The sequence below is a fragment of the Nostoc sp. KVJ3 genome, assembly GCF_026127265.1.
Lineage (GTDB): Bacteria > Cyanobacteriota > Cyanobacteriia > Cyanobacteriales > Nostocaceae > Nostoc.
On record NZ_WWFG01000003.1, the window covers coordinates 81,276 to 101,831 of the forward strand.

30 protein-coding genes and 1 pseudogene are annotated in these 20,556 nt (G+C 43.3%); 15 read left to right on the top strand and 16 right to left on the bottom strand.

The annotated features are described in order from the left end of the window. Positions 1–14: 14 nt before the first annotated feature. Positions 15–426 (bottom strand): annotated as a pseudogene (locus tag GTQ43_RS31545) (type II toxin-antitoxin system VapC family toxin). Then, positions 423–677: a hypothetical protein gene (locus GTQ43_RS31550; protein WP_069074476.1), complete on the bottom strand. Its 255-nt coding sequence runs from the start codon at positions 675–677 to the stop codon at positions 423–425. Before GTQ43_RS31550 ends, GTQ43_RS31545 begins: the two are co-directional and overlap by 4 nt. Before the next feature lie 354 nt (positions 678–1,031). Between GTQ43_RS31550 and GTQ43_RS31555 the strand changes: the two genes are divergently transcribed. From GTQ43_RS31555 to GTQ43_RS31565, 3 genes are all read left to right on the top strand, one after another. Continuing rightward, positions 1,032–1,268: a hypothetical protein gene (locus tag GTQ43_RS31555; protein WP_143855489.1), complete on the top strand. Its 237-nt coding sequence runs from the start codon at positions 1,032–1,034 to the stop codon at positions 1,266–1,268. A gap of 649 nt (positions 1,269–1,917) precedes the next feature. Then, positions 1,918–2,553: an RNA polymerase sigma factor gene (locus tag GTQ43_RS31560; RefSeq protein ID WP_265276690.1), complete on the top strand. Its 636-nt coding sequence runs from the start codon at positions 1,918–1,920 to the stop codon at positions 2,551–2,553. A 352-nt stretch (positions 2,554–2,905) separates the two neighbouring features. Continuing rightward, positions 2,906–3,577 carry a sigma-70 family RNA polymerase sigma factor gene (locus GTQ43_RS31565; protein WP_265277018.1) on the top strand — a complete coding sequence of 224 codons (672 nt, stop codon included), beginning with the start codon at positions 2,906–2,908 and terminating at the stop codon, positions 3,575–3,577. A 417-nt stretch (positions 3,578–3,994) separates the two neighbouring features. Here GTQ43_RS31565 and GTQ43_RS31570 read toward each other — a convergent pair whose 3' ends face one another. The 3 genes from GTQ43_RS31570 to GTQ43_RS31580 all read right to left on the bottom strand — a co-directional run bounded on the left by GTQ43_RS31570 (position 3,995) and on the right by GTQ43_RS31580 (position 5,844). Continuing rightward, positions 3,995–4,954 carry a hypothetical protein gene (locus GTQ43_RS31570; RefSeq protein WP_265276691.1) on the bottom strand — a complete coding sequence of 320 codons (960 nt, stop codon included), beginning with the start codon at positions 4,952–4,954 and terminating at the stop codon, positions 3,995–3,997. Between the two features lie 146 nt (positions 4,955–5,100). Further along, the gene (locus GTQ43_RS31575; protein ID WP_265276692.1) at positions 5,101–5,610 is read right to left on the bottom strand and encodes a helix-turn-helix domain-containing protein; all 510 of its coding nucleotides are present in this window, start codon (positions 5,608–5,610) and stop codon (positions 5,101–5,103) included. 24 nt (positions 5,611–5,634) lie between these two features. Beyond that, positions 5,635–5,844 carry a helix-turn-helix domain-containing protein gene (locus GTQ43_RS31580; RefSeq protein WP_265276693.1) on the bottom strand — a complete coding sequence of 70 codons (210 nt, stop codon included), beginning with the start codon at positions 5,842–5,844 and terminating at the stop codon, positions 5,635–5,637. 151 nt (positions 5,845–5,995) lie between these two features. On the opposite strand from GTQ43_RS31580, the gene GTQ43_RS31585 reads away from it, so the two are divergent. The 9 genes from GTQ43_RS31585 to GTQ43_RS31625 all read left to right on the top strand — a co-directional run bounded on the left by GTQ43_RS31585 (position 5,996) and on the right by GTQ43_RS31625 (position 13,772). Beyond that, complete coding sequence (locus GTQ43_RS31585) at positions 5,996–7,054, top strand: hypothetical protein (protein ID WP_265276694.1); 1,059 nt, start codon at positions 5,996–5,998, stop codon at positions 7,052–7,054. Beyond that, positions 6,994–7,467, top strand: a complete 474-nt coding sequence (locus GTQ43_RS31590) for a hypothetical protein (protein ID WP_265276695.1) — start codon at positions 6,994–6,996, stop codon at positions 7,465–7,467. The genes GTQ43_RS31585 and GTQ43_RS31590 overlap by 61 nt, the downstream gene beginning before the upstream one ends. After that, positions 7,460–7,660: a hypothetical protein gene (locus GTQ43_RS31595; RefSeq protein ID WP_265276696.1), complete on the top strand. Its 201-nt coding sequence runs from the start codon at positions 7,460–7,462 to the stop codon at positions 7,658–7,660. Before GTQ43_RS31590 ends, GTQ43_RS31595 begins: the two co-directional genes overlap by 8 nt. 24 nt (positions 7,661–7,684) lie before the next feature. Then, positions 7,685–8,074, top strand: a complete 390-nt coding sequence (locus tag GTQ43_RS31600) for a hypothetical protein (protein WP_265276697.1) — start codon at positions 7,685–7,687, stop codon at positions 8,072–8,074. 127 nt (positions 8,075–8,201) lie between these two features. After that, the gene (locus GTQ43_RS31605; RefSeq protein ID WP_265276698.1) at positions 8,202–9,044 is read left to right on the top strand and encodes a hypothetical protein; all 843 of its coding nucleotides are present in this window, start codon (positions 8,202–8,204) and stop codon (positions 9,042–9,044) included. 66 nt (positions 9,045–9,110) lie between these two features. Then, positions 9,111–9,260: a hypothetical protein gene (locus tag GTQ43_RS31610; RefSeq protein WP_265276699.1), complete on the top strand. Its 150-nt coding sequence runs from the start codon at positions 9,111–9,113 to the stop codon at positions 9,258–9,260. A 61-nt stretch (positions 9,261–9,321) separates the two neighbouring features. After that, positions 9,322–9,708, top strand: a complete 387-nt coding sequence (locus GTQ43_RS31615; protein WP_265276700.1) for a hypothetical protein — start codon at positions 9,322–9,324, stop codon at positions 9,706–9,708. 45 nt (positions 9,709–9,753) lie between these two features. Then, entirely contained in the window at positions 9,754–10,353 is a 600-nt protein-coding gene (locus tag GTQ43_RS31620; RefSeq protein ID WP_265276701.1) for an alpha-ketoglutarate-dependent dioxygenase AlkB family protein, read from the top strand. A gap of 227 nt (positions 10,354–10,580) precedes the next feature. Next, entirely contained in the window at positions 10,581–13,772 is a 3,192-nt protein-coding gene (locus GTQ43_RS31625; RefSeq protein ID WP_265276702.1) for a plasmid replication protein, CyRepA1 family, read from the top strand. A gap of 284 nt (positions 13,773–14,056) precedes the next feature. Here the strand turns inward: GTQ43_RS31625 and GTQ43_RS31630 are convergent, their stop codons facing one another. Continuing rightward, positions 14,057–15,262 (bottom strand): glutathione S-transferase family protein, encoded by a 1,206-nt coding sequence (locus GTQ43_RS31630; RefSeq protein WP_265276703.1) that lies wholly within the window; start codon positions 15,260–15,262, stop codon positions 14,057–14,059. A gap of 192 nt (positions 15,263–15,454) precedes the next feature. Beyond that, positions 15,455–15,601: an NAD(P)-binding protein gene (locus GTQ43_RS31635; protein ID WP_265276704.1), complete on the bottom strand. Its 147-nt coding sequence runs from the start codon at positions 15,599–15,601 to the stop codon at positions 15,455–15,457. Between the two features lie 9 nt (positions 15,602–15,610). Here GTQ43_RS31635 and GTQ43_RS31640 point away from each other — a divergent pair, with 9 nt between their 5' ends. Beyond that, a complete protein-coding gene (locus tag GTQ43_RS31640) occupies positions 15,611–15,868 on the top strand; it encodes a hypothetical protein (protein WP_265276705.1) in 258 nt (85 codons plus the stop codon). Here the strand turns inward: GTQ43_RS31640 and GTQ43_RS31645 are convergent. Beyond that, entirely contained in the window at positions 15,851–15,982 is a 132-nt protein-coding gene (locus tag GTQ43_RS31645; protein ID WP_265276706.1) for a type II toxin-antitoxin system RelE/ParE family toxin, read from the bottom strand. The genes GTQ43_RS31640 and GTQ43_RS31645 overlap by 18 nt on opposite strands. A gap of 302 nt (positions 15,983–16,284) precedes the next feature. Between GTQ43_RS31645 and GTQ43_RS31650 the strand changes: the two genes are divergently transcribed. Both GTQ43_RS31650 and GTQ43_RS31655 read left to right on the top strand, forming a co-directional pair. Continuing rightward, complete coding sequence (locus GTQ43_RS31650) at positions 16,285–16,518, top strand: EF-hand domain-containing protein (protein ID WP_265276707.1); 234 nt, start codon at positions 16,285–16,287, stop codon at positions 16,516–16,518. Positions 16,519–16,622: 104 nt separating this feature from the next. Then, positions 16,623–16,751 carry a hypothetical protein gene (locus GTQ43_RS31655; protein ID WP_265276708.1) on the top strand — a complete coding sequence of 43 codons (129 nt, stop codon included), beginning with the start codon at positions 16,623–16,625 and terminating at the stop codon, positions 16,749–16,751. A gap of 15 nt (positions 16,752–16,766) precedes the next feature. Here GTQ43_RS31655 and GTQ43_RS31660 read toward each other — a convergent pair whose 3' ends face one another. From GTQ43_RS31660 to GTQ43_RS31690, 8 genes are all read right to left on the bottom strand, one after another. Beyond that, a complete protein-coding gene (locus tag GTQ43_RS31660) occupies positions 16,767–16,964 on the bottom strand; it encodes an NblA/ycf18 family protein (RefSeq protein ID WP_265276710.1) in 198 nt (65 codons plus the stop codon). Positions 16,965–17,170: 206 nt separating this feature from the next. Next, the gene (locus tag GTQ43_RS31665; RefSeq protein WP_265276711.1) at positions 17,171–17,440 is read right to left on the bottom strand and encodes a hypothetical protein; all 270 of its coding nucleotides are present in this window, start codon (positions 17,438–17,440) and stop codon (positions 17,171–17,173) included. Positions 17,441–17,556: 116 nt separating this feature from the next. Next, positions 17,557–18,018, bottom strand: coding sequence for a hypothetical protein (locus GTQ43_RS41540; protein ID WP_321162529.1), 462 nt, complete (start codon positions 18,016–18,018; stop codon positions 17,557–17,559). Beyond that, positions 17,921–18,337 (bottom strand): hypothetical protein, encoded by a 417-nt coding sequence (locus tag GTQ43_RS41545; RefSeq protein ID WP_321162530.1) that lies wholly within the window; start codon positions 18,335–18,337, stop codon positions 17,921–17,923. The genes GTQ43_RS41540 and GTQ43_RS41545 overlap by 98 nt, the downstream gene beginning before the upstream one ends. Positions 18,338–18,797: 460 nt before the next feature. Beyond that, positions 18,798–19,169, bottom strand: coding sequence for a hypothetical protein (locus GTQ43_RS31675; RefSeq protein ID WP_265276712.1), 372 nt, complete (start codon positions 19,167–19,169; stop codon positions 18,798–18,800). A 238-nt stretch (positions 19,170–19,407) separates the two neighbouring features. Continuing rightward, positions 19,408–19,932, bottom strand: coding sequence for a hypothetical protein (locus tag GTQ43_RS31680; protein ID WP_265276713.1), 525 nt, complete (start codon positions 19,930–19,932; stop codon positions 19,408–19,410). A 33-nt stretch (positions 19,933–19,965) separates the two neighbouring features. Next, on the bottom strand, positions 19,966–20,181 hold the full coding sequence (locus tag GTQ43_RS31685; RefSeq protein WP_265276714.1) for a hypothetical protein: 216 nt from the start codon (positions 20,179–20,181) through the stop codon (positions 19,966–19,968). 38 nt (positions 20,182–20,219) lie between these two features. Beyond that, positions 20,220–20,423, bottom strand: a complete 204-nt coding sequence (locus GTQ43_RS31690; RefSeq protein ID WP_265276715.1) for a hypothetical protein — start codon at positions 20,421–20,423, stop codon at positions 20,220–20,222. Positions 20,424–20,556 lie beyond the last annotated feature (133 nt).

The window sequence follows — 20,556 nt, forward strand, 5'->3', positions numbered from 1 at the left end:
ACAAAAGATATTATTTATTGCTCAAGCTCCCAATCTTCAATCACCAGCCCACTAACACGACTGAATTCTCTTGTGTTGTGTGTGATTAATGTTAAGTTATGTGTCAAGGCGATCGCAGCTATTTGAAAATCATTGGGGCCTATTGGAGTACCGTTTGCTCCTAATTCTGCACGAATTCTACCGTAGGTGAGGGCAGTAACATCATTAAAAGGCAAAGAAACAAACAAAGTAAGTAAGAAATTGCTGTTGTCAAGCTAAAGTAATTTGGGGATTATTGCTTTTTATCGCTCCATAAAACAACTCTGCCTTCACTACTGAACAGACAGCAATATCTTCTACATTTGTGGACTGTAAATGTCCTCGAATTAAGAGCGACCTACCATTGAGATAACGAGCGCAAACATTGGTATCTAATAGATACTTCACACAATTTCTTCCCTTGTCTCAAAATCACCTTCAGAGTCGATAACAATTGGATCGTCTTGACAACTACCGTAAGTCTGCTCAAAAAAGCCGGGTGGCCATCCCAGTTCTTCTGGTGTTTTTGTAGGTGTTGATGGTTCTATTTGTTGATAAATCACCAGGACTTCCATTTCTTTGTCTGTGATGCCAACGGGAATCTCAAGGTGCAAAATGCCATCAGCCCCAACATGAGAACATAACTTAATACTTTGCATTACTGTTGTCTCCTATTCCTTGGCTGATTGAAAATTACGTGGTATCTCATCTATGATGCCGTATTCTTTTTCAATCACACTCAACAGCTTCTTCTCCATAGCTGTCAAATACGGTCGCTTCAACTCTCCCAAGTGCGGTTAGATTGTTTATGAGCGATCGCAATTTGAAACCATTCGCCTGGTATTCCAATCTTTGCTGTGTGCATTTAGTAGATAAAGGACTGCGCTGCATTATAGGATAGCATTGTGTGACTTTAAGAAGATTTTGGACAGCTTTCGGAAGGAGAAGTTGGACAAGTTGTAAGCTGAAATACTTAAAACTCCGTTAAGGCATTAATCAAGCGATCGCTTTTTTTGGATAAAGAAAATGGACATAATAACAAAAATGGAAGAAGGAATTGGACACAAATCCACTTTAATACTACTCACAGGCCAACTTATCCCCCTAACTCGTGGGATTTCTTGCAAGCTTTGCGATCGCTTGCTGCCATCGGCATCACTATTACCAAAACCTTTATTTTACATACAGGCATAGAGTTTGAGCAGTTTAGTTTTTCTGTATGCTATTTTTTAGATGTTTTTGGAACGTAAACTTGGACATCCACTTTTGGAAGGTAAACTTGGACAACCTGTCCAAAATCTTCTTCAAGTCACACATTGACCAACTTTGGAATTGAGCTACCTGAGAATCTTGGCGGTAAGCAAGAAACCGATCTAGATCCTGATCAATAAATCGACGCAGAATCAGCCGTTCAGTTAATTGGGGGAGAAAACGTCGTGGAAACAATCAAACTTTACTCCTCAAATTACTTTTACCAACATTTTTTCAAAGATTGGGTTGAAAAACCGATAGCCCAGCACATATCCATTAATCGGCACTATCTGCGCCATATAGTTTGCCAACTGCCATAAACTCTTTCCAGTTATGGACAGTTTAAGATGGCTTATTTTGCGCCAGTTCCACTACTCACGCCAGCTTCGGGCTTTCTACAAGGTGTCTTAGTATACTCAATACTTAGCTGATGCATCACAGACGAGAATCGCCAAGGAAGCAATGCCAGCTATATTATTTATTTTCCGGGAGCTTGTAAGGATTTGCTGTTCTTTTGGCAATTAAATAATAGGAGCAATATTTTTGGACGGAATATTGAATGTGCAGTTTCATAAATTTCTGTGGCTCACAAAGGATTTGTAACCTTTCTAAGAATTATCTTTCTAGGATGATATTTAGGAGGGTACGTTGAACAGTCATAGTCTAGAAGATAAAGAATCGAACCAACAATTACTCAGGAAAGTTATTGAACAGCGTTATCAAGAACTTTTAACAGGTATCCAAGTTTACATTTGGAAGTTTGGTTTTGTAAAAGAGCGCACTCAAGCCGAGACACTAGTTAAAGAAATTTTACAAGACACTATCGTAATTGCTCTTGAAAAATCACACAATTACGACATTAATCGTCCAGCACTACCCTGGCTGCTCGGTATAGCTCTCAATGTGATGCGAAAAAGACGACGACAGCAGGACTATGAATCTCAATACATTACGCCGATTACAGATACTCCCCAAGTTCGTCAAAGAATTCAGAAACTTGGTTTTGAATTCATTTCCGAAGCAGAAATGTTTGAATTTTTACACCATTTACCTGAACCAAGAGACCCTTATGGTCGGCTTATTTTAGAAGAACTACTCTACTTAGTTGAAGACAATGAGCGAGAAGTACTTAGATTAGCCTTTGTTGAAGGACTAAAAGGTAAATCATTAGCTTCAGCCTTAAATATTAAAGAAGGAACAGCTTGGGTACGCTTACACCGAGCGATTGTGCGGTTACGTCAAGCCTACGCACTCAATATGCCGGAACTTGAAAAGGGCAAATAAAATGTACGAAAACAGTCACAACCAAAACTTTACTTCTCGTGAAGAAGCAATTCATCGCTATATCTTAGCACTTGACCAAGGGAATATAGACAATGTTGCTCAAGTTATGGAAGCAGCCCTGGATGATCCTGAGTTAGAACAGATTATTGTGGAAATCAATCTAGCCTATTACGAACAAGAGCAATTAATACCAATTATAGAAAGTGAAAGAATCAGTGATTCACTCAACAATCACTTATTTGTTACTTTTGAAACCGATAAAGAATCCCAAAATTCTTTAGAAACAACAGATGTTAATTCGGGTATAAAGGTTAACAACTGTTTGCTAACGATAAATCAGGAAATTCAGGATATATCCCATCACAACCTAGTAAAGCCAAAACTAGATGAACAGCTAAAATACTTAGTTACACAAGCTTGTAGATACCAACCTGGAAGCCCCCAGCGTCAGAAACTACTGACGCAAATTATTCGTTTGACTTCCAATAAACTATGGAGAGAAAGCACTCCTTACTATCAAGATGCACTGCAACAAACTTGGTTGTATTTCTGTCGCAATATCTGTGAAGGTTTAACTGGTCAAACCTATGACCCTACTTATGGCACTGTCATCACCTGGTTGAATGCTTACCTGAAACGCAGGCTACAAGACTTTTACCTGAATCAGAACTTGGAACGAGCCACAACAGTCCCTCTGGGAATTCGTCAGTCTACATCGGATGGAATAAGCCAAACCATTGACCCTGTAGATAACCTGCCTGCTACTCCTCAAGCACCTCCCATTCTAGAAGACTTAGAGATATGGGCTAAGACAGACTCTGAAGGTGAACTACGCCGTACTTGTATTAAAGGCCGCCCAGATGTTAATTGTCAGGTGTTAATTCTCAAACGTCTACCCCCAGAAGTTAGTTGGAAAGAGTTGTCAAAGGATTTTGGGTTATCAATTCCGACATTGAGCAGTTTTTATCAACGTCATTGTTTACCGCGTTTACGTAAGTTTGCTGAGTTAGAGGGCTTTTTATAAAAGTGCTAGAGGATTTCTTTTTCACCAGCTATATTGCTAAGACTGGTTAAATAACATTCAGCACAGCACGGGCAGCTTCTTCCAATTTCTCGTTTTCCCGTAGCCTACTGATGCGTAAGCGTAGCCCGCCGCAGGGATCGCTCTTAGAGAAATGCCAATTATCTACATCTTGTAAAGTTCTATTGAGTTTTGTTCATTTCTAGCCAGTTGTAGAGTGGGAACTGAACTCTGTTGAGCGCTGTATGGATCATGTAGAGGGGTTCTACAGCACTCAACTAAACAACTGGCTCCGGCTGGATGTCAAGAAGCGGGAAGTTTTATCTTTTCCCTCGTACAACTTCTTCACTGTCCCGTTGCGTTGCTAACTCCATTGAAACTGCAATCCAAAGCCATTGGATGCCAATTTGCCAAAATTGTTTAGGGTATTTTCCCATACTCCGACTCTAGAAGCGTCAACAATTTCTCTTCCACAGCAGTAAGATAAGCCCGATTCACCTTTCCCAACAACTGCAACAGACTTTTGACTGTCTCCTCCAGCGAATCGGAATACACCCGACTGATGCGATCGCAAATAACCTGCATCTGCTGACACTCAGCAGGCAAGTAATCGTAAGACTTCAGGTGTTGTAACCCAACAGCGTACTCGCCATCCCAGAGTTTTACAGTGCAGCTGAATTCGCCCACATGGTTAACGATACCCCAACAGCCACCTTTGCCTCTCAGTTCGGGATTGTCTTTGGTAATGATTTGGCAGACTTCGCCAATTTGGTAGGTATTGGGTACTTTCGTCCTTTCCATGATGCGCCGCACAACATCTTTGACGATTCTACCAGTCGGTACTTTCCCGCCAGCAAGTTCTACTGCTCTTAGCCACACTTCTTGCTGTTCGTGGGCTTCAAGTTTAGTCAGGGGTCGGATTTGTCCTTCGCTGGTAGGCAAGATTTGTCGCTGCTCGGAGTGGACTGTATCAGGATCATCTTCATTTTGCGTCCAATTTGGACACATTTTCATTAGGTTATCAAACACACCCGAAGCTTCGATTAATCTGTAAGGATGACGACGCTCAAATCCAAACCTGTCTTTGCAATACTCCTCAAAAGTGCTGTGGGTGGAACGGTAAAGCCTGCGATCGCGCAATTGTGCCAGTGCCTTTCCCGCCTCAAAAACTGCTCTCTCCACACGCCGCTCTAGGTAAAGGCGATCGCTTTGTTCCTCTTCGGTCAGTTCCTCGACCTCAACAGCAGTAACTGTAATTATTGCTGAACCTGCGTTTTCCTGAAGGGAGATATCCTTTTCTGCAAGGTCATTTGGTAATGTGCTGTCATCAGATGCGGCAGGGGTGGCTTTTTTCCGTCTTCTAGAAGGTGGTTGGTTCATACTTCCACCTCCTTTAATTCAATGCTATTTGCTTTGAGTTGATTGCAACGTAAATGTTGGATGTAACTGACAACTGTTTAGACTTAGCCTGCCGCAGGCATTGCTTATTGAGAGACGGTGAAGGCATAGCAAGAAGATGAACGCATTCATAATTCAGCATCTTCTTCAGGCTCTACAGCTTCATAAAGGTCTTTTGGCTCACAATTTAGTAACTCACAAAGTTTTGCAACTCGAACGAACATTTTGACTCCATCACGGCTTTTTTCCCAGTTGCGAACCGTCGAGACATCAAGCCCCAGCGCCTCCGCTATCAGCCTTTGAGTCAAATTCTTTTCCTCTCTGAGTTTTGCAATCCTAGACACGTATCCATCGCATGAATTTAGCTCGTTGAATTCAACAGAGTAATTCAGAGGTGGATTGAACCATCTAATAAGAGCCAATTCAACCCAGTGTAATAAATTAACCTCTACTTCCAAATAAGCTATTCTTACACCAGTGTGATTACTCAATGCTTGTCGCTTGTGATGACTTACCCACCTTTGAGCAGGATTGATTGATCGCCCTATGTACTGCACTACCTCATTGCTATCAATAGCGAAATAAATGCATGGCGTTGTTGGTAGCTGCGATCGCTCTTTTAAAGAAACTGAAGGCAAAACAAGAGGATTAATAGCCTGGGGTTAAGCATTTTCAGACTCCAGTTCCGCCTGAACTAGTTCATCAAAAGTACACTTGTACACCTGCATAAGTTTTTGAAGTCCCACAGGAGTCATCCGGGGAGCTGTTTTTAATTGATCCCAATTCCGAACCGTAGAGACGGCAACGCCAAGCTCCACGGCTATTTCTTCTGCTCTTTTTCCTACCCTTAGCCTTAGATCCTTCATATTCATACTAATAGATTACACCATTAGCATAGCACAGTTACTTGGTACTAGGCAGTTGACAAGTACTAATTAATTAGTAATAATAAATATAGAAAAAGCGCCACCGACCGGAAATCTGAAGCGCTTTTTCTGTCCCTAATAATAAGGAATCTTAATTATGACCCATCCAACCTACACACAGCAAGCCCTTTGCCGCTATAACCTACCCCGCCTCAAAAGAATCGCCACTGAACTCGGCGTTACACCCACTCTTGACAAAAGAGCGGCTGACACTTGGGTAAACGCAATCATCACCCACCAATCCACCCAGCTTCAGAAGGTTGACGAACAAGCCATAGCCCAAGCTGAACTAGACCACCACATCGCAACCCAAGCCCAAGCCGTAGCAAACGTACCACTGACAACCGTAGAAATCAACTTCTACCACCACGAGGTTTTCTGTGGCAAAGAACTGATAGCCTACATCGCTTATGACCACGACGATTTAATCACCCAACCGTGGCTAGTTATGGTCAACGGTGAAGAAAAGTTCCGTGCAACCACCCCCGCCAGATGTCAACGCTTCATCCAGTGGCATCACCAAGACGGCATACTCAGAGAAACTTTCCCAGCACCAGATGTAATAGCAGAAGTCCCAACAATCCTGGAAATCTCGTTTTATGACCAGGAAGCGTTCGTGGGCGACAAACTGATAGCCAGCATTAGCTACGACCACGGCAACTACCAGAACCTATACTGGCGAGTATTAGTAAACAACGTTGAGATTTTCCGCGACCTTTCAGCCGCCAGATGCCACAGCTACATCAAGCAACAGTACCAGCAAGGTACGCTACCAGTGCAAGAGCAGTTACCAGAAGAAGTTTGCACGACTGGGAATGAAATCATGGCGCAGATTTTCGATGAATGCGAAAAGTACGGCTTTGAAATCCTCGACGATGGGATTTACCAGAACGACGTGAAACTGGGGGAGGTTGGCTGTACTGACGGCGGCTGGTGGTTCACACGCGCCACAGACGAAATGCAACAGCAACAACCCTGTGACTCGGCAATGGATGCAGTTTGGTGGCTGTCGATGGTGGACGTGCTACCCCATGCAGAAGCGGCTAACTGCGAAGAATTGCTAGACCGACCATTTGATGAATTGACCCCTGATGAATGGCAACGGTTACGGGAGTATGCGCCAGTTGCAGAAAGTCGGGAGTTAGTGACGGCGTAATTCTCGCACATACAAGAGCGATCGCTCGACAGACACGACCAACAGCGATCGCCTTTCACCACATTTTCAACAATCCCATTAAACCCATGCAACCCACAATCTCAATCCCCCAACACTGGGGCTACCCTCGCTTTGCCTTGGAACAGCGTACTAAAGACGGCATCATTCTGGGGTTTTATTACTACCCATCTGGTACTGAACTGGCTGAACAATTCGGTGATGGCTGGCGTTATGCGCTGATGCCTAACAAAAACTCTGATGAATTGTTCCACTTTCAAGAGTCTCAAATTCAACCGCTTTCCCCACAGGAATTATTCTCAGAAATCACCGCAGAGATTGAGTTTTATCAACAACAAATCTCCATCCTGCAACAACAGTTAGCCGTAGTAACTGGAGGTAGCATCAATGGCTAATTCTACAGAGAACTTTGAGGGTAGAGCCAAGCATTTGCTGCGTTTACTTCAGCTTTGTGGCGGTTGTGTGCCTCTGCATCGGCTTCAGTTCCAATTCTCGGATTCAGTCATTCAAACTCTGCTGGATAGAGAACTGGTACAAGTACAGAACACGGGGCGCGGCTTTTTGTTGGAGATTGCCGAGGATTTTTAGCTCTTAATCAAAGAGGAACCAATTATGAAACTTTACGCGAAGACCATTGCACAGACTTTACCCGATTGGGCAACTGTCGTTACAAAGAGCGCAGATTTATTTGAGATTGAAATTAACGATGAACACCCAAACTTTCAATCTCTGCTTGAAGAGTTGGAAACGGAGATTGAGCCAGGAACATTCGGTGTAAAGGCAGAAGATTTATGTTCAAGGCTCGGCATTGAAATGTCTAACACCGGCCTCCAGCAATTAGTTGAACAAGCTCAAAGCCTGATATCCCTTATTGCTACACACTCAGACTACAAACAACTGTTGGACGAGGGATATCAACCAGATTTAAACATTGCCGATGCTCAAACTGCGCTCACCTATCTGCAATGGGAGTTAGACCGGAATCAACAGCTTTCTCTTTAATAGAAATGTAATCGTCTGAATGTAGCCAATATTCAGACGATTACAAATACGGGAAGTTACTTTCCGCTACAGAATTTTCATTATTACACACAGACTACCAATCCATGAAATTTAAGCGAGGTGAAACATGATTGCTGAAATAAAATTAGGTTTATGCAACCCTCCCGAACCCATCTATTTATATGTAAATCAAGGGGAAGTAGATGGCGAATCTTTCGTTTGGTACAAGTTCAATATCAGCCAGGAAAAGAAAATCCCTGTACTCCAAAGGGCTTTAACTGGATACTTGTCAGAACTGCGCCTAACGACTAAAGAGTTTAAAGGGAAGGACAATCTGAAGCTGGATATTGTTATCAGTGCTGATGAACTTTACATCATAAGAACTGGTGTTGAAACCAATTTCGCCAAAAGCTTTCTTCTCGCTGCGTCATTAATCCAAGATTTCTCCAAACCACTGATTATTGTTGCTAATGCTGGCGAGGAAAACACAGTTTTCTGTAATCTTTACGATGCTGCGACCAAAACCAAGATTTACAGGGAATGGAGTAGAGATTTGAATTGGGCAACTATCATTCGTGACATCCAATCTTTATTGGGTGCAACTTCAAGCTCCATTCCAGAATCACCACTGACTCCACCAAAACTCAGCGTGGTTCCTCAACCAGTACATACACTTGATTTGCGAATCAAAAATATTCGTACTTTGCTTGATTATCCACTTGATTTAGTCAAAGAGTGGTTGGAATTTCAAGATGTTGACCGCCCAAGTCTACTTCATATTAGCAAGATTAATGAACTGGTAAAAACAATGTGTTTGGCTTGGGCAGCAGACAAGTGCGAGTATCCCAATCATGCTGAGTCTTCATATCAAAATCAGATTGTTGATGCTGTTGTTAGCGGTGCTGATGAATTAACGGCAATCAACGGATGGATGCAACAGTTGCAAGCGTTAAAAACTGGGGCAGTGTAAATCAAAAATCAGGATTCAGAATAGTTCTGACTTCTGAATCCTCAATTAATCAAACAGGAATTACCTATGAAAGTCATCGTTACAGTTGTTGAAAAAATCACAAGTGAAGCGCACATAGATATCCCTGATGGGCTGAATCAATCTGCAATTAAGCAGTACATAGTAGACCGCTATAACACTGGGGATATGTCCACAGATATCAGAAATCGCCATTGATTTAGCTCAGTGGGTTTCTGTCGAGTTCCGCATCTGGGCTAACAGAACCTTAATGAAAGTGATGATGAGTCAAGAGCCTGTACAGCAGCAATCAATGACTCAAATACAGTTACTCGCCGCTTTAGCACAACAACTGGCAGAGCAAGAACAGCATTTACTCCAACAACAGCAGCAACAGACCGAAATTTTACACCGACTGAAAGCGGTTGAAGTTGAGCAAGATAGGGTGAATACACCATGCGGTCACAAATACAGTGTTGTTGGGTTCGCCAATCTTCAAGGTTTAGAAATATCGGTAAAAGAAGCGGGTACTAAAGGTAGAAAAGCAAGTGCATTGTGTCGGAAACAAGGAATAGAAATCGAACGTATTCATGACCCACGTTTTGGAAAAGTTGGTTTATATCCAGAGAGTGTGTTGATTGAGGTTTTTTCTACTGATCAAAACTAACAGCAATGGTCTTCAGAATACTTTCTTTAATTGGAGAAAAGTACCATGCAACAACTCAATTTATTTCAGGAATCAAACCCAGTTTTACCAGTCAGCTACTACCCCGATTTCTTAAATCTTGAACAAGCCAACTCGCTCTACCAACACTGCTTGAAACTGGAGTGGCAACAGAATCAAATCAGAATCGCGGGTAAAACAATGCCTGTCCCCCGCCTGGAATGCCTGTACGGTGACAAAGGCTGTGATTATCTCTACTCCAACAGCGTATTTTTGAAACCACTATGGTGGACAGAAGCTCTGTCTAGCTTACGCGATCGCATAACTGCGCTAACTGGCTACAAGTTCTGCATAGTTATTGGGAATCAGTACCGCACCGGACAAGATTCAATTGGGTGGCACGCTGATACTGATTCTTCGATGGGATTTAACCCTGCAATCGCATCAGTCAGCCTGGGGTCATGTCGCAAATTCCAAATCAAACCGAGAGATGGCAGACCTACTGATTTCTGGCTGGAACACGGGAGTTTGCTTGTGATGCACCCCGGTTGTCAATCAACTCACCTTCATCAAGTTCCCAATACCAACAAAGTCGTTAGCACACGTATTAATCTGACTTTCCGACCACATACCGGAGGTGGGAGATGATTCTGACAAAGCCAGTGATCATGTAAAATGACAGTTTCTTAGTTCATTAGTACTACTTAATCCGGTTAAAAAGCAGTCAGCAGGACGAAAAAACAACTACCAATACAAGTCCTGTTGATTGCTTCCCTTAAACCACGCTTCTTTAACTCGTGTCTACGTAACTCACCTAAAAGGCGGTATGACTCAATACCCCAAGCTTTGCATTGCTTCAAAATACTGGAGGGGATATGAATTTCCAAACTGATTCTCAAGCTCTACACTTAACTGAATGGCTCAACAGTGGCGTTGACGAAGAAATCATTGCCCTGAATGTGCGATCGCTCCACGGCACAACACCCTACGAATATCTGCTCTACAGTCCCAAAATCTCCCGCCGCAACGATGGACGACTGCGTGATCGCGATTTGAAGAAATACCAGCACATTGAACTAGGCGGCTGGTGGTGCAATGGCGTTGACCCCCTCAACAACTACGCGCTAATGATGTGGGGCTGTTTCAAACCCGACCATCCCCGAAGAGATCGCCAGAAGATCCACAAGTTCATCAAGTACGAGCATCCATTCAGAGAAGAGACACGCGCTTTCTTCCTCTTAGTCCCGAATCGCATTTGGGTGAAAGTCTCTAATCGTAGCGGCATCCCCATCACCGAAGAAGATTTGCAACACCCTGGCGGTTTCTGGCATTGGGTTGTAAAGCATAATGTACCAGTGACAATTGTCGAAGGTGTCAAAAAAGCGGGGGCGTTACTGACTGCTGGTTATGCTGCGATCGCAATTCCTGGTGTTAACGCTGGATACCGCACACCCACTGATGAATATGGTACAGCTAATGGCAAACCATACCTCATCCCAGACTTGAAACATTTTGCAACACAGGGGAGACAGGTTAACATCTGCTTTGACCAGGACAATAAACCTGAGACAGTTCAACGAGTCAGAACGGCTATCAGTCGCATGGGTCGGCTGCTGGTAAATGAGGGTTGTTCGCTGCGAGTGATTGATTTACCGTTAGGTGCAGAGAAAGGGGTTGATGATTTTATCGTTGCCAAAGGGCAATCGGCATTTGATGCACTCTACAACACTGCCGTTGCACTGGAGTTGTGGGAGATTAAGCTGTTTACTCTGTTGACTTACCCGCCAGCGATCGCACTCAATCAAAGATTCTTGGGCCAGCTTCTCGTCCCCGAAGGTGAAAAACTGATTATCCTCAAGGCTCCCAAAGGTACTGGTAAAACTGAATGGCTGGCAACTGAGGTGGCGAAGGCGCATGACCTTGGACGTAGGGTGTTAATCATCACCCATCGGATTCAACTTGGTGAGGCATTATGCGATCGCTTTGGAGTGAATTATGTCACAGAAGTTCGCACGAATGAAACAGGTGCATTATTAGGATATGGGGTGTGTGTTGATTCGCTGCATCAAGATAGTCTTGCGCGATTCAACCCCAATGACTGGGCAAATGATGTCATTATTATTGATGAATGTGACCAAGTATTCTGGCATCTTCTTAACTCTGGTACGGAAGTGCAAAAACGTCGGGTATCTGTTCTCAAAAACCTCAAACAACTGGTACAGAATGTTTTAGGCAGCAGTCAGGGAAAGATTTACCTATCTTCTGCCGATGTGTCAGATACAGATGTGAAGTATGTTTTATCACTCGCTGGAGAATATCGAGTTAACCCGTTCGTAATCGTCAACAACTATCGGCACGTAGCCGGAAACTGTTACAACTACTCTGGGAGTAATCCGAAGAATCTCATCGCCGCACTGGACAAAGCCATTGCCAAAGGTGGGCATCATTTATTATGCTGCTCTGCTCAAAAGGCTAAGTCCAAATGGGGAACCCAGGCACTTGAAGAACGTTTTCGCCGCAAATTCCCTCACTTGCGGATTCTGCGAATTGACAGCGAATCTGTTGCTGACCCCTCTCATGCGGCTTTCGGTTGTATCGCTCATCTCAACGAGATTCTGACCCAGTATGATTTGGTTATAGCCTCCCCAAGTTTAGAAACTGGAGTCAGCATCGACATTCGAGGGCATTTTAATGGTGTATGGGGGATATTTCAGGGAGTGCAGCCGGTTAACTCCGTCCGTCAGATGTTGGCAAGGGTTAGAGAAACTGTTGACCGTCATGTTTGGGTCAGAGAGTGGGGGATGTCGGTTGTGGGCAATGGTTCCACAACGATAGGAGGATTGCTCAGAAGTCAGCACGTCGCTACACAAGCTAATATTGCACTGTTGTCGGCGGCGGACAATGACGATTACAGCTTTATTGACCAGAATTTTCAACCGGAGTCATTGCAGACTTGGGGTAAGCGTGGTTCTGTCATCAACGTTGAGATGCGGCGCTATCGAGAGTCTGTGCTTGCGGGTTTGGTCGAGGATGGTTACACCGTTGTTGATGCCGTCGATGCCGACGATGATGAGAGCGGGGCTGTAATCGAGTCGGTTAAAGCGGCATCTGTTGAATTGTATACTGCGGAGTGTGAAGCGATCGCGGATTCTCCAACCATCTCTGATGCCGAACTCAAGAAGCTCCTTGACACAAGGGCAAAAACCAAAACTGAACGACATCAGCAGCGCTTGGCTGAATTATCCCGTCGCTATGAAGTTGAAGTTACGCCTGATTTGGTCGAGAAAGATGACGATGGGTGGTATCCTCAACTGCGGATGCACTATTATTTGACGCTGGGACGGAATCATCTTTCTACTCGTGATGCAAAACGGGCAAAAGCGCAATTAGAGGCGGGAGAAAATTCGATTTGGAAACCGGACTTTAACAAGGGGCAGATGTTGCCGGCTGTACTGTTGTTAGAAGAACTAAATCTGTTGCAGTTTCTTACACCAGACGTTCAGTTACGTGGCAGCGACGAGAAGCTAGTAGTTCGCCAACCTAAAATTGCTGGGTGGAGGTCGGCAGAGGAGCAGGGGAGCAGGGGAGCAGGGGAGCAGAGGAGAGGCAAATACCAAGTTCTTTCCCCTCTGCCACTCTACCCCTCTGCCCCTCTGCTAACCATCATGCAAAGTTTCCTTGGCAGACTACTAGTGGAGTTTAAGGCTCTGGCTGTTCAGCACAGGCACGTTATCAAAAATTACTTGAATGTCAGTATCTCGGAAAAACTTACTTCCATAGCGATCGCACAGAAACTACTTGCGAAGATTGATTTGAAGTTGGACTACGTTGGTCGGTTGGGTAAGCGTGAAAATCGGGAGTGTGTTTATCAATTCGTTGCCCCTGATGATCAGCGTGATTCGATTTTCGGGCAGTGGTTAAATCGGGATGAAGTATTTCAAAGTGATTCGGTGTCAGTCAGCAATAATATAAGTACAACTACACCAGTCATTGACACCACTCCCCAGGATATTCCTCAAACACTCACACCAGTGGAAAGTTCTACTGTCCAAGGGTGGAAGGGCTGAAGCTGAAATTGCAGCAAGGTTTGGACAGCGCTGGCTCGTTCTACAGTGAGTTAATCTCCAAGGTTGGCTCGGCTGTCGGCGTTGCTGATGGGGAGCCTTACTGGAATGGCTATCTGGGGCAGTGGCAGGTTTGGGTTAAGTTTGCGGACGGGTGTGGGTCTGTGGTGTGCGATTGGTTGGTGGCGATTTAGGTCACAAAGCTTTATATCAAAGCTTGAAACTAAGATAACTGTTTACTGTTAATTGTTAAAGGAGTGCGATCTGCCAGGATGGATACCTGAATCCTACTTGATGACAAAGTTACACGGGTCTTGATCTCGTCGATGCTTAGTGGGAATGGGATCTGGCTGCCCATCACCTGCAAGGGCTGCGGTTTTCTCCAGGGATTCCCTCAATCGCTTTGCTGCGTAGATGGACATGTCTCGTGGTACATTAATGCGATCGCGCAAATATCGTAGAGCAACATCAGAACCCGATGGAGGTACACAGTCTTCACCTGTCATCATGTGTGTTAAAGCACAACGTAGGGCTTGATCAAACAATTTATCATCTTTGGGGTTGACTCGGATAATATTGATGCGGTGGTCGATAGTTCGTTGAAGAGCTTCCATACGGGAGTTTTCTGGTTCTGGATAAGTAACATCTGGTAGCCCAAACCAGGGGCCGTTATCTACCCGCGCTTTATTGAGAAGCATCTGGGATTCGCCGTTTTCCCAACAGCCCCCCATCTGGGGCGGCAAATCATGTACGTGGGTGTGAAAGTCGCTCTGGGTTCCGCAGTAGGTAGGTCGGCTTTCCATTGCCGCAAACCATGCGCTCAAGCGAGGGTTTTCCGAACGCAGGGAGTAGCCCTTGTAGTAGTAAAGGCTTGCATTCATCCGTTCGAGATATGGCGTAAAAATGACATCAACGATGCCGAAGCTATCCAGAAAGTAAGGGCTTGGGGTGCAACCCAGAGCTGACTCGACCCTAGCTACCACTCCGATAAATTGTTCTCGGTTGCGTTGTTCTTGTTGAGAGGAACTGGCTCTAGAGCAAAGCCAAGCGCACCAAGCTCTAAATAAAAGTCGTTCTAATTGACGTAGAGGAAGCACCTCGGGGTCTTCCATTCTTTGGCTTAATGGAGCAAAAACCTTTTCCAAAGCGATTAAAATGTCATCGCTTTCCGTAATAATCCGTCCATCAAGCTCGATCGCAGGGAGCATTCCTGATGGTACCTTACGTTTGTACCAACTTTCTTTCTCTCCATAGCAGAACATTGTCACTTTTTCGATGCGGTAGGGGATCTGTTTTTCCTCTAGCCATAACCAAACTTTTTGACAGTAAGGACACCAGGCGTGGTTATCTCGGTACAGCGTTACCCGCACATCAGATTCCGGTTGACCAAACAACCGCAACCTGGCTCTAGCGTTGGTGAGACCATTAACGGTATCTATTTGATAGTCCGTGAGGCTTTCTAGTTCTTGCCAGCTTAAGGGTGCGATCGCCATAGAGAGAGTGAGTACGTAGGGAAATACTTGGGACTTTTCTTGACTTTACAATATTTTCAATCACATCATGGTTTCATTTCCACTTTCAAGCGGCAATGTTGCGGTAATCTGTAGCTTGGGTTTAAATATTCCTTATCATGGGCTACTTGGCTTTAAAAGATTTCCAGAGCCACCGTACAACCAAGAAGCTCCTTAATCAATAGCCGTACCTAACTGATATTTCGTCTTGACTCGGCCACCCAGATCATCGCCAGCTTCCAAGACTATTACATCGTAACGCTTAGTCTTTAATAGCCATGTAGCACTTAACTCCGCAAAACCTGCTCCAATGACTATCACTTTACCCAAGTGGAAGATCCTGAAGTTCAAGGATGGAAGGGGTTACGCCTGAAGTTGCGACAAGGACTGGACAGCGATGGTAAGTTTTCCCAACAGCTAATCTCTCAAGTTGGACTTTCCGTCGGCGTTGCTAATGATGAGCCTTATTTGGAACGCATACCTGGGGCAGTGGCTTTCTTTGGATTAACTTTGGCGGCGGGTGTAGGTCTGTGGTGTGCGATTGGTTGGTGGGGTATAAGCAATTTTGGGTTAAAATTGTTCGTCTAATTCGCTAAGTACATCTGCTAAATCTCTTGCTCCATGAAATACCCGAAGAATCTCAATAGTAGTATCCTCAATCCGATAAAAAATTAGATAATCCTGAAAGTCTTTGATGGACAAGGGAAAAAGAGAGCGATTAGCTTGTGGGTACTCACGCCAATTATAAGAGCCTGTTTACAAGCTCCTCTCAAAATCCTAGAGGCTGAGTCTTTGCTGATGTGTCCATCACTGCGACCGGGAAATTGGTAAACATCCCCGATGAGTGGTTAGTATTCAACCAGTAAGCGCCGCAGGTCAGAGATCACTGGGATTGACCTAGTAGCCGTTTCTACGTCTAAAGATACAAGTTTATTTAATTTTGAGAGATTAATCAAAGATTAATGAGATATTAAGTTGAAAAACGGTTCTTCAGATAGAAACTTATGACAACCGAGCAAGAGCTTCAATCTCTTTTTAATACCTTAGATAGGGATCAAGACGGCAAAATCTCCATTAATGATCTTTTTTTAAGTCCTGGCTTAAGTGCAATCATCTCATCAGAAACAAATACCAGTAGTCCCCAGGAATTACTAGCCAATTATGATTCAGACAAAGACGGTAGTATTACCTTTGAAGAGTTAAAGTCAGCAGTTGAGAAAGTAAGTAGTTTAAACTAGCAACCTAATCCCTAACACCCAATACCCAAAAATCCCTCAAAGCGCCCACGCTTCGAGGGATTTGCAATTTTCATGGTCATTAGTGACTCCTTAGCACAAAACAGATGACCACACAAGTAATTGACATTCCCCAAACACTGACCCAGGTAGAAAGTGCTGCTATTCAAGGTTGGAAAGGACTGAAGCTGAAAATGCACCTTGAACTGGACAGTGTTGACTCTTTATACAGTTGACTTTGCAAATTTATTTTAACCCAAGATTGAACCTGAATCGACTTCCCACTGATGTTTGAGCAATTCTTGGTAAGTCGTTTCCCTTATCATCATCTGCTTATAGAGCATCTGCAAAAACTCTTGAGCTTGTTCACGGGACATCTGCTGCACTTGATCCGCGAAAGTTCTAAGGCTAAATTCTTGTTCTAAAGATAATTCAATGGGTTGATTCATCACTTTTATTACCTACTCTTTTATTTGGGTTTGCTTAATATAAGCAAATATTTCTTTATATAAATAAATGTTACGATGCCTTTACAAAAATCGAAGTGGTGTAAACCGTACCGACGTAGGTTAGAAATGCCGTATCTGCTGCTGAAAACCTTGATATCAATCCATTGTGGCAACCCAAGTAAAAACCTAAGCTCTCAATTTTCCTACTAAGAGGTTTTTAAAAGCATTTTTCGCCTCTGCTTGCGGCTGGCGATCGCTGTTGGAGAAGATGAGCAATACTTTGGGCAAGAGTGGTGAGCGTCGCGGCGTGATGCTGGAGTTTGAGGATCTTGACCCTGACAAGTTTGCTCAATTGGTGACAGATGGGCCGCAATGGACTGAATGGATGGGGTGAGAAAGTTGCGATCGCAATAAACCAATTTACTTTTCGGGTGTAGAAAATGCTCCTCCGTTTTACCGTGCGATGCTTGTCCCATCTTGCTGCACCTCAAGGATTGGTGATGCAATCGGCGTGGGTGACGATAAACTGTTTTGTCCGAGATACCATAGCCTTGGCTTCTCACTGATAGAGAAGGAAATACTTGAACTCAGTTTAATTAGAACATTCTCGACTCAATAGCAACTGCCCATTATTCAGCCGATATAGACCAGTCGGTTCGATAATTGGATCGCCTTTTTTCCAAGGACGGGATATAGTTTCAACACCTCTCACCTCCCCTGTTGTGTAGTTAGAGACCAAAGCATTATCAGGACGATTAGTAGTCAAAGCACCAGAACCAGTAATGGTAAAAGAGTTTTCTTGTCGCTTGGTGCCACGTGAAATGCAACTATTGGCGATGAGTGCGTTGGTGTCGATGACTGGGGATAATTGGGTAAAGCTGTTTTGAATGGAACTGTTATCCGGTGTATTAATATTTGTTATACCAGAAACACCTAACTGCGAACTTGCAGTAATATCACTTTTTTTCAGTTGGCTGTGGACGTGCTTCGATACCGAAGATCCCTTGCGAGTTGATTTGAACGTTTCCGCCTGTTCCCGTAAAAGCGTTAGCACTGATATCGCTGTTTTCTTTAGGGATGGCGACGATAAATTTAGAGTTAATGTTGATGTTACCGCCATTGCCACCAGCTTGGCTTCTACCTGCGGTGGTTGAAATGAAACTGCCACCGCGCAACAGTAATAAATCAGCGATGTTGAGGGTGATGTTACCACCATTACCTGCATTCGTTGAAGAAGCGATCGCACTACCTTTACCAAGAATTTCCAGAATATTAGCATGGATTCTAATGTTTCCAGCGTCACCCGTACCGAGGCTGCCGGAGAAAATTTGGGCATCATCACGTATATCAAGATTATCGGTCGTAATAGGCATCACCGTGCCAAAACGGGAAAATTGTACGCTAAGGCTAAAAGGCTTCCCCCATAAGCATCTTAGCCACCCATTTTTCAACAACACCTGTAAGTGAGATTGAGCCTCCTATAGGTGTAATTTGGCGTAGATACAGCGAAGCTTTCAGCAGAGGCAAGATAGGCTGAAAATATTGCTATGAATGACTTTCAGGCTATAAGATTCTCAGAAATACTAATATTAGTATTTTTAGACACATTTACCCTATTTCAATTGGCAACCTGATATTGAGATCCAAACGAAAAGTACCATAGGGATTAACATGACCCCAAATTAAAGGCGAAAGCGCCCGCAAATCCTCCAACTTCATCCATATTAAAAGAGTGTTCCTGCTACTAAAACTTAGGCACTGCTTGGTTTAATCCCTTTATTTCTAGACTGCTATTTAAACCAAACAGTGTGTCAGAGGGAGCTATATCTAACCCTATTTCTGGTATCCCATTTTATTTTGAGGACTGTTTTCATGTTTTTTAGCAATTGCAACAATAGTCAAAATTGACTTGACTTCATTATTCATCTTGCCAGTAATAAGTTGGTTGTATAAATATTTGGCTTCTTCTAATGAAAAAGCCGATGGATTAGCAGCAGCATTAGCTTCATGACCACTTTGCCAACCACCCATATTGGAAAAAATTTCGTACCTAACAAGAGGACGATTTTCGCCACCTACATTAAACCACACGCAACTACGTTCTTGTTCAATGTCAATCGAAACTATTGGAGGAATACATCGCCAAGATACAACTTGCTTTGACCAAGTTTGAAAACCAGCATAATTTTCACTCTTGATATTCATTTTTTGTTTTTATTCCCTTGCTATGAGATTTAGACAGTCTATTATTCATTTATTTGTGCTTGCCAATTGTTGCTATTTGACATGAAAGAAAGCCAGATTCAAGTAATGCCAGTATATTTATATTTTTCATGTGCCTCAATAATCTAACAGGGTCAGCCATCTCTGAATTCGCTAATTCCTTCAAGATTTATAAAGAATCCATATTATCGAAATTCTTCTTTATCGATAATATGGATTCTTACTTAATCTCCATTTTTTCACTGCTATTTAACTGGTAGATAAAAGAATAGATATGAATGCGTATATCAGTAGCTTTATGCCAACCAGCTAACACAGCATCATCTGAAATGTCTCCAAGAACTACCAAACCATCTTCTTTATCCATATAGTAAGGTAAAGGTTCAGCGCTCAACCAACCATAAGCAATGGCTTCTTGGTCTCGCTCAACAATTGAAAAAACTTCTAAACTTTGCTCGTATATTAAATAGTAGTAAGGTAAATAGCAGACTGGGTACTCTCTTAGAGATTCACGATTAACTGTGTATGATTGCCAACGCAGTCGCTCCCCCTTGATTTCTTTTGGATTAGCTTCTAGCCAATCATAAAGCTTTTTAGCTTGCCGCAATGCGTGGTCTTTGCCTTTAAAAACAACGCTGGGAAGAAAAATATCGCCGTCAAAATGCACCGCAACGTCAAATAAATCTTCATCTTCATCTTCTGCTTCTGTTAACTCAATGATTCCAGCTTTATATAGTTCGGTCATTATTCAATATCTCCATTTTGCTGCAAACACAAATTAATCAATCTGCTTTTTAACTTTCTGAATCCCTTTATCTGCGTTGCCGAAAAGAATTGTGTCGCCGGCTTCATCCACAATTTCAATGTATCCATCTGGGTGAAAGTGTGGATAAAGATAGTGCTTTACAGTGCCAAATTGCTGAAATGGCTTACACTGTTCATCGTGCGATTCAAAGGTTACTAGATCGCCGGTTTTTAATTTTCTTTTACCCACTGTTCTTGCCTCTGGTCATATAGCCCTGTTTTGTCGCTTTACAAGAAAAGTTGATTTAAAATATTGTTTATTTGCCCGGGAAACCAATAAGAGCAGCTGTGAGAAGCTTCATTATAATTAGCATCAAGGCAATTTTCAGCATTTTCTAATCTACCAATTGAGCCTTTGATTTCAATTATTGATATTTGTTCGCCTTCAGCTTCAATAATTTCTTGTACTCTTGATTCTGACAGGAATGGCACTAAGAAAAGCTATAAGCTATACGATGTAAGGATTTCAACTTTTAATCAATGAACAGTGAGTGGGTAGGCCGAGCGATGTCTACGACGAGCTACGCCTACGCTTCCGGATCAGACAGAGCTTCATGGATGGGGC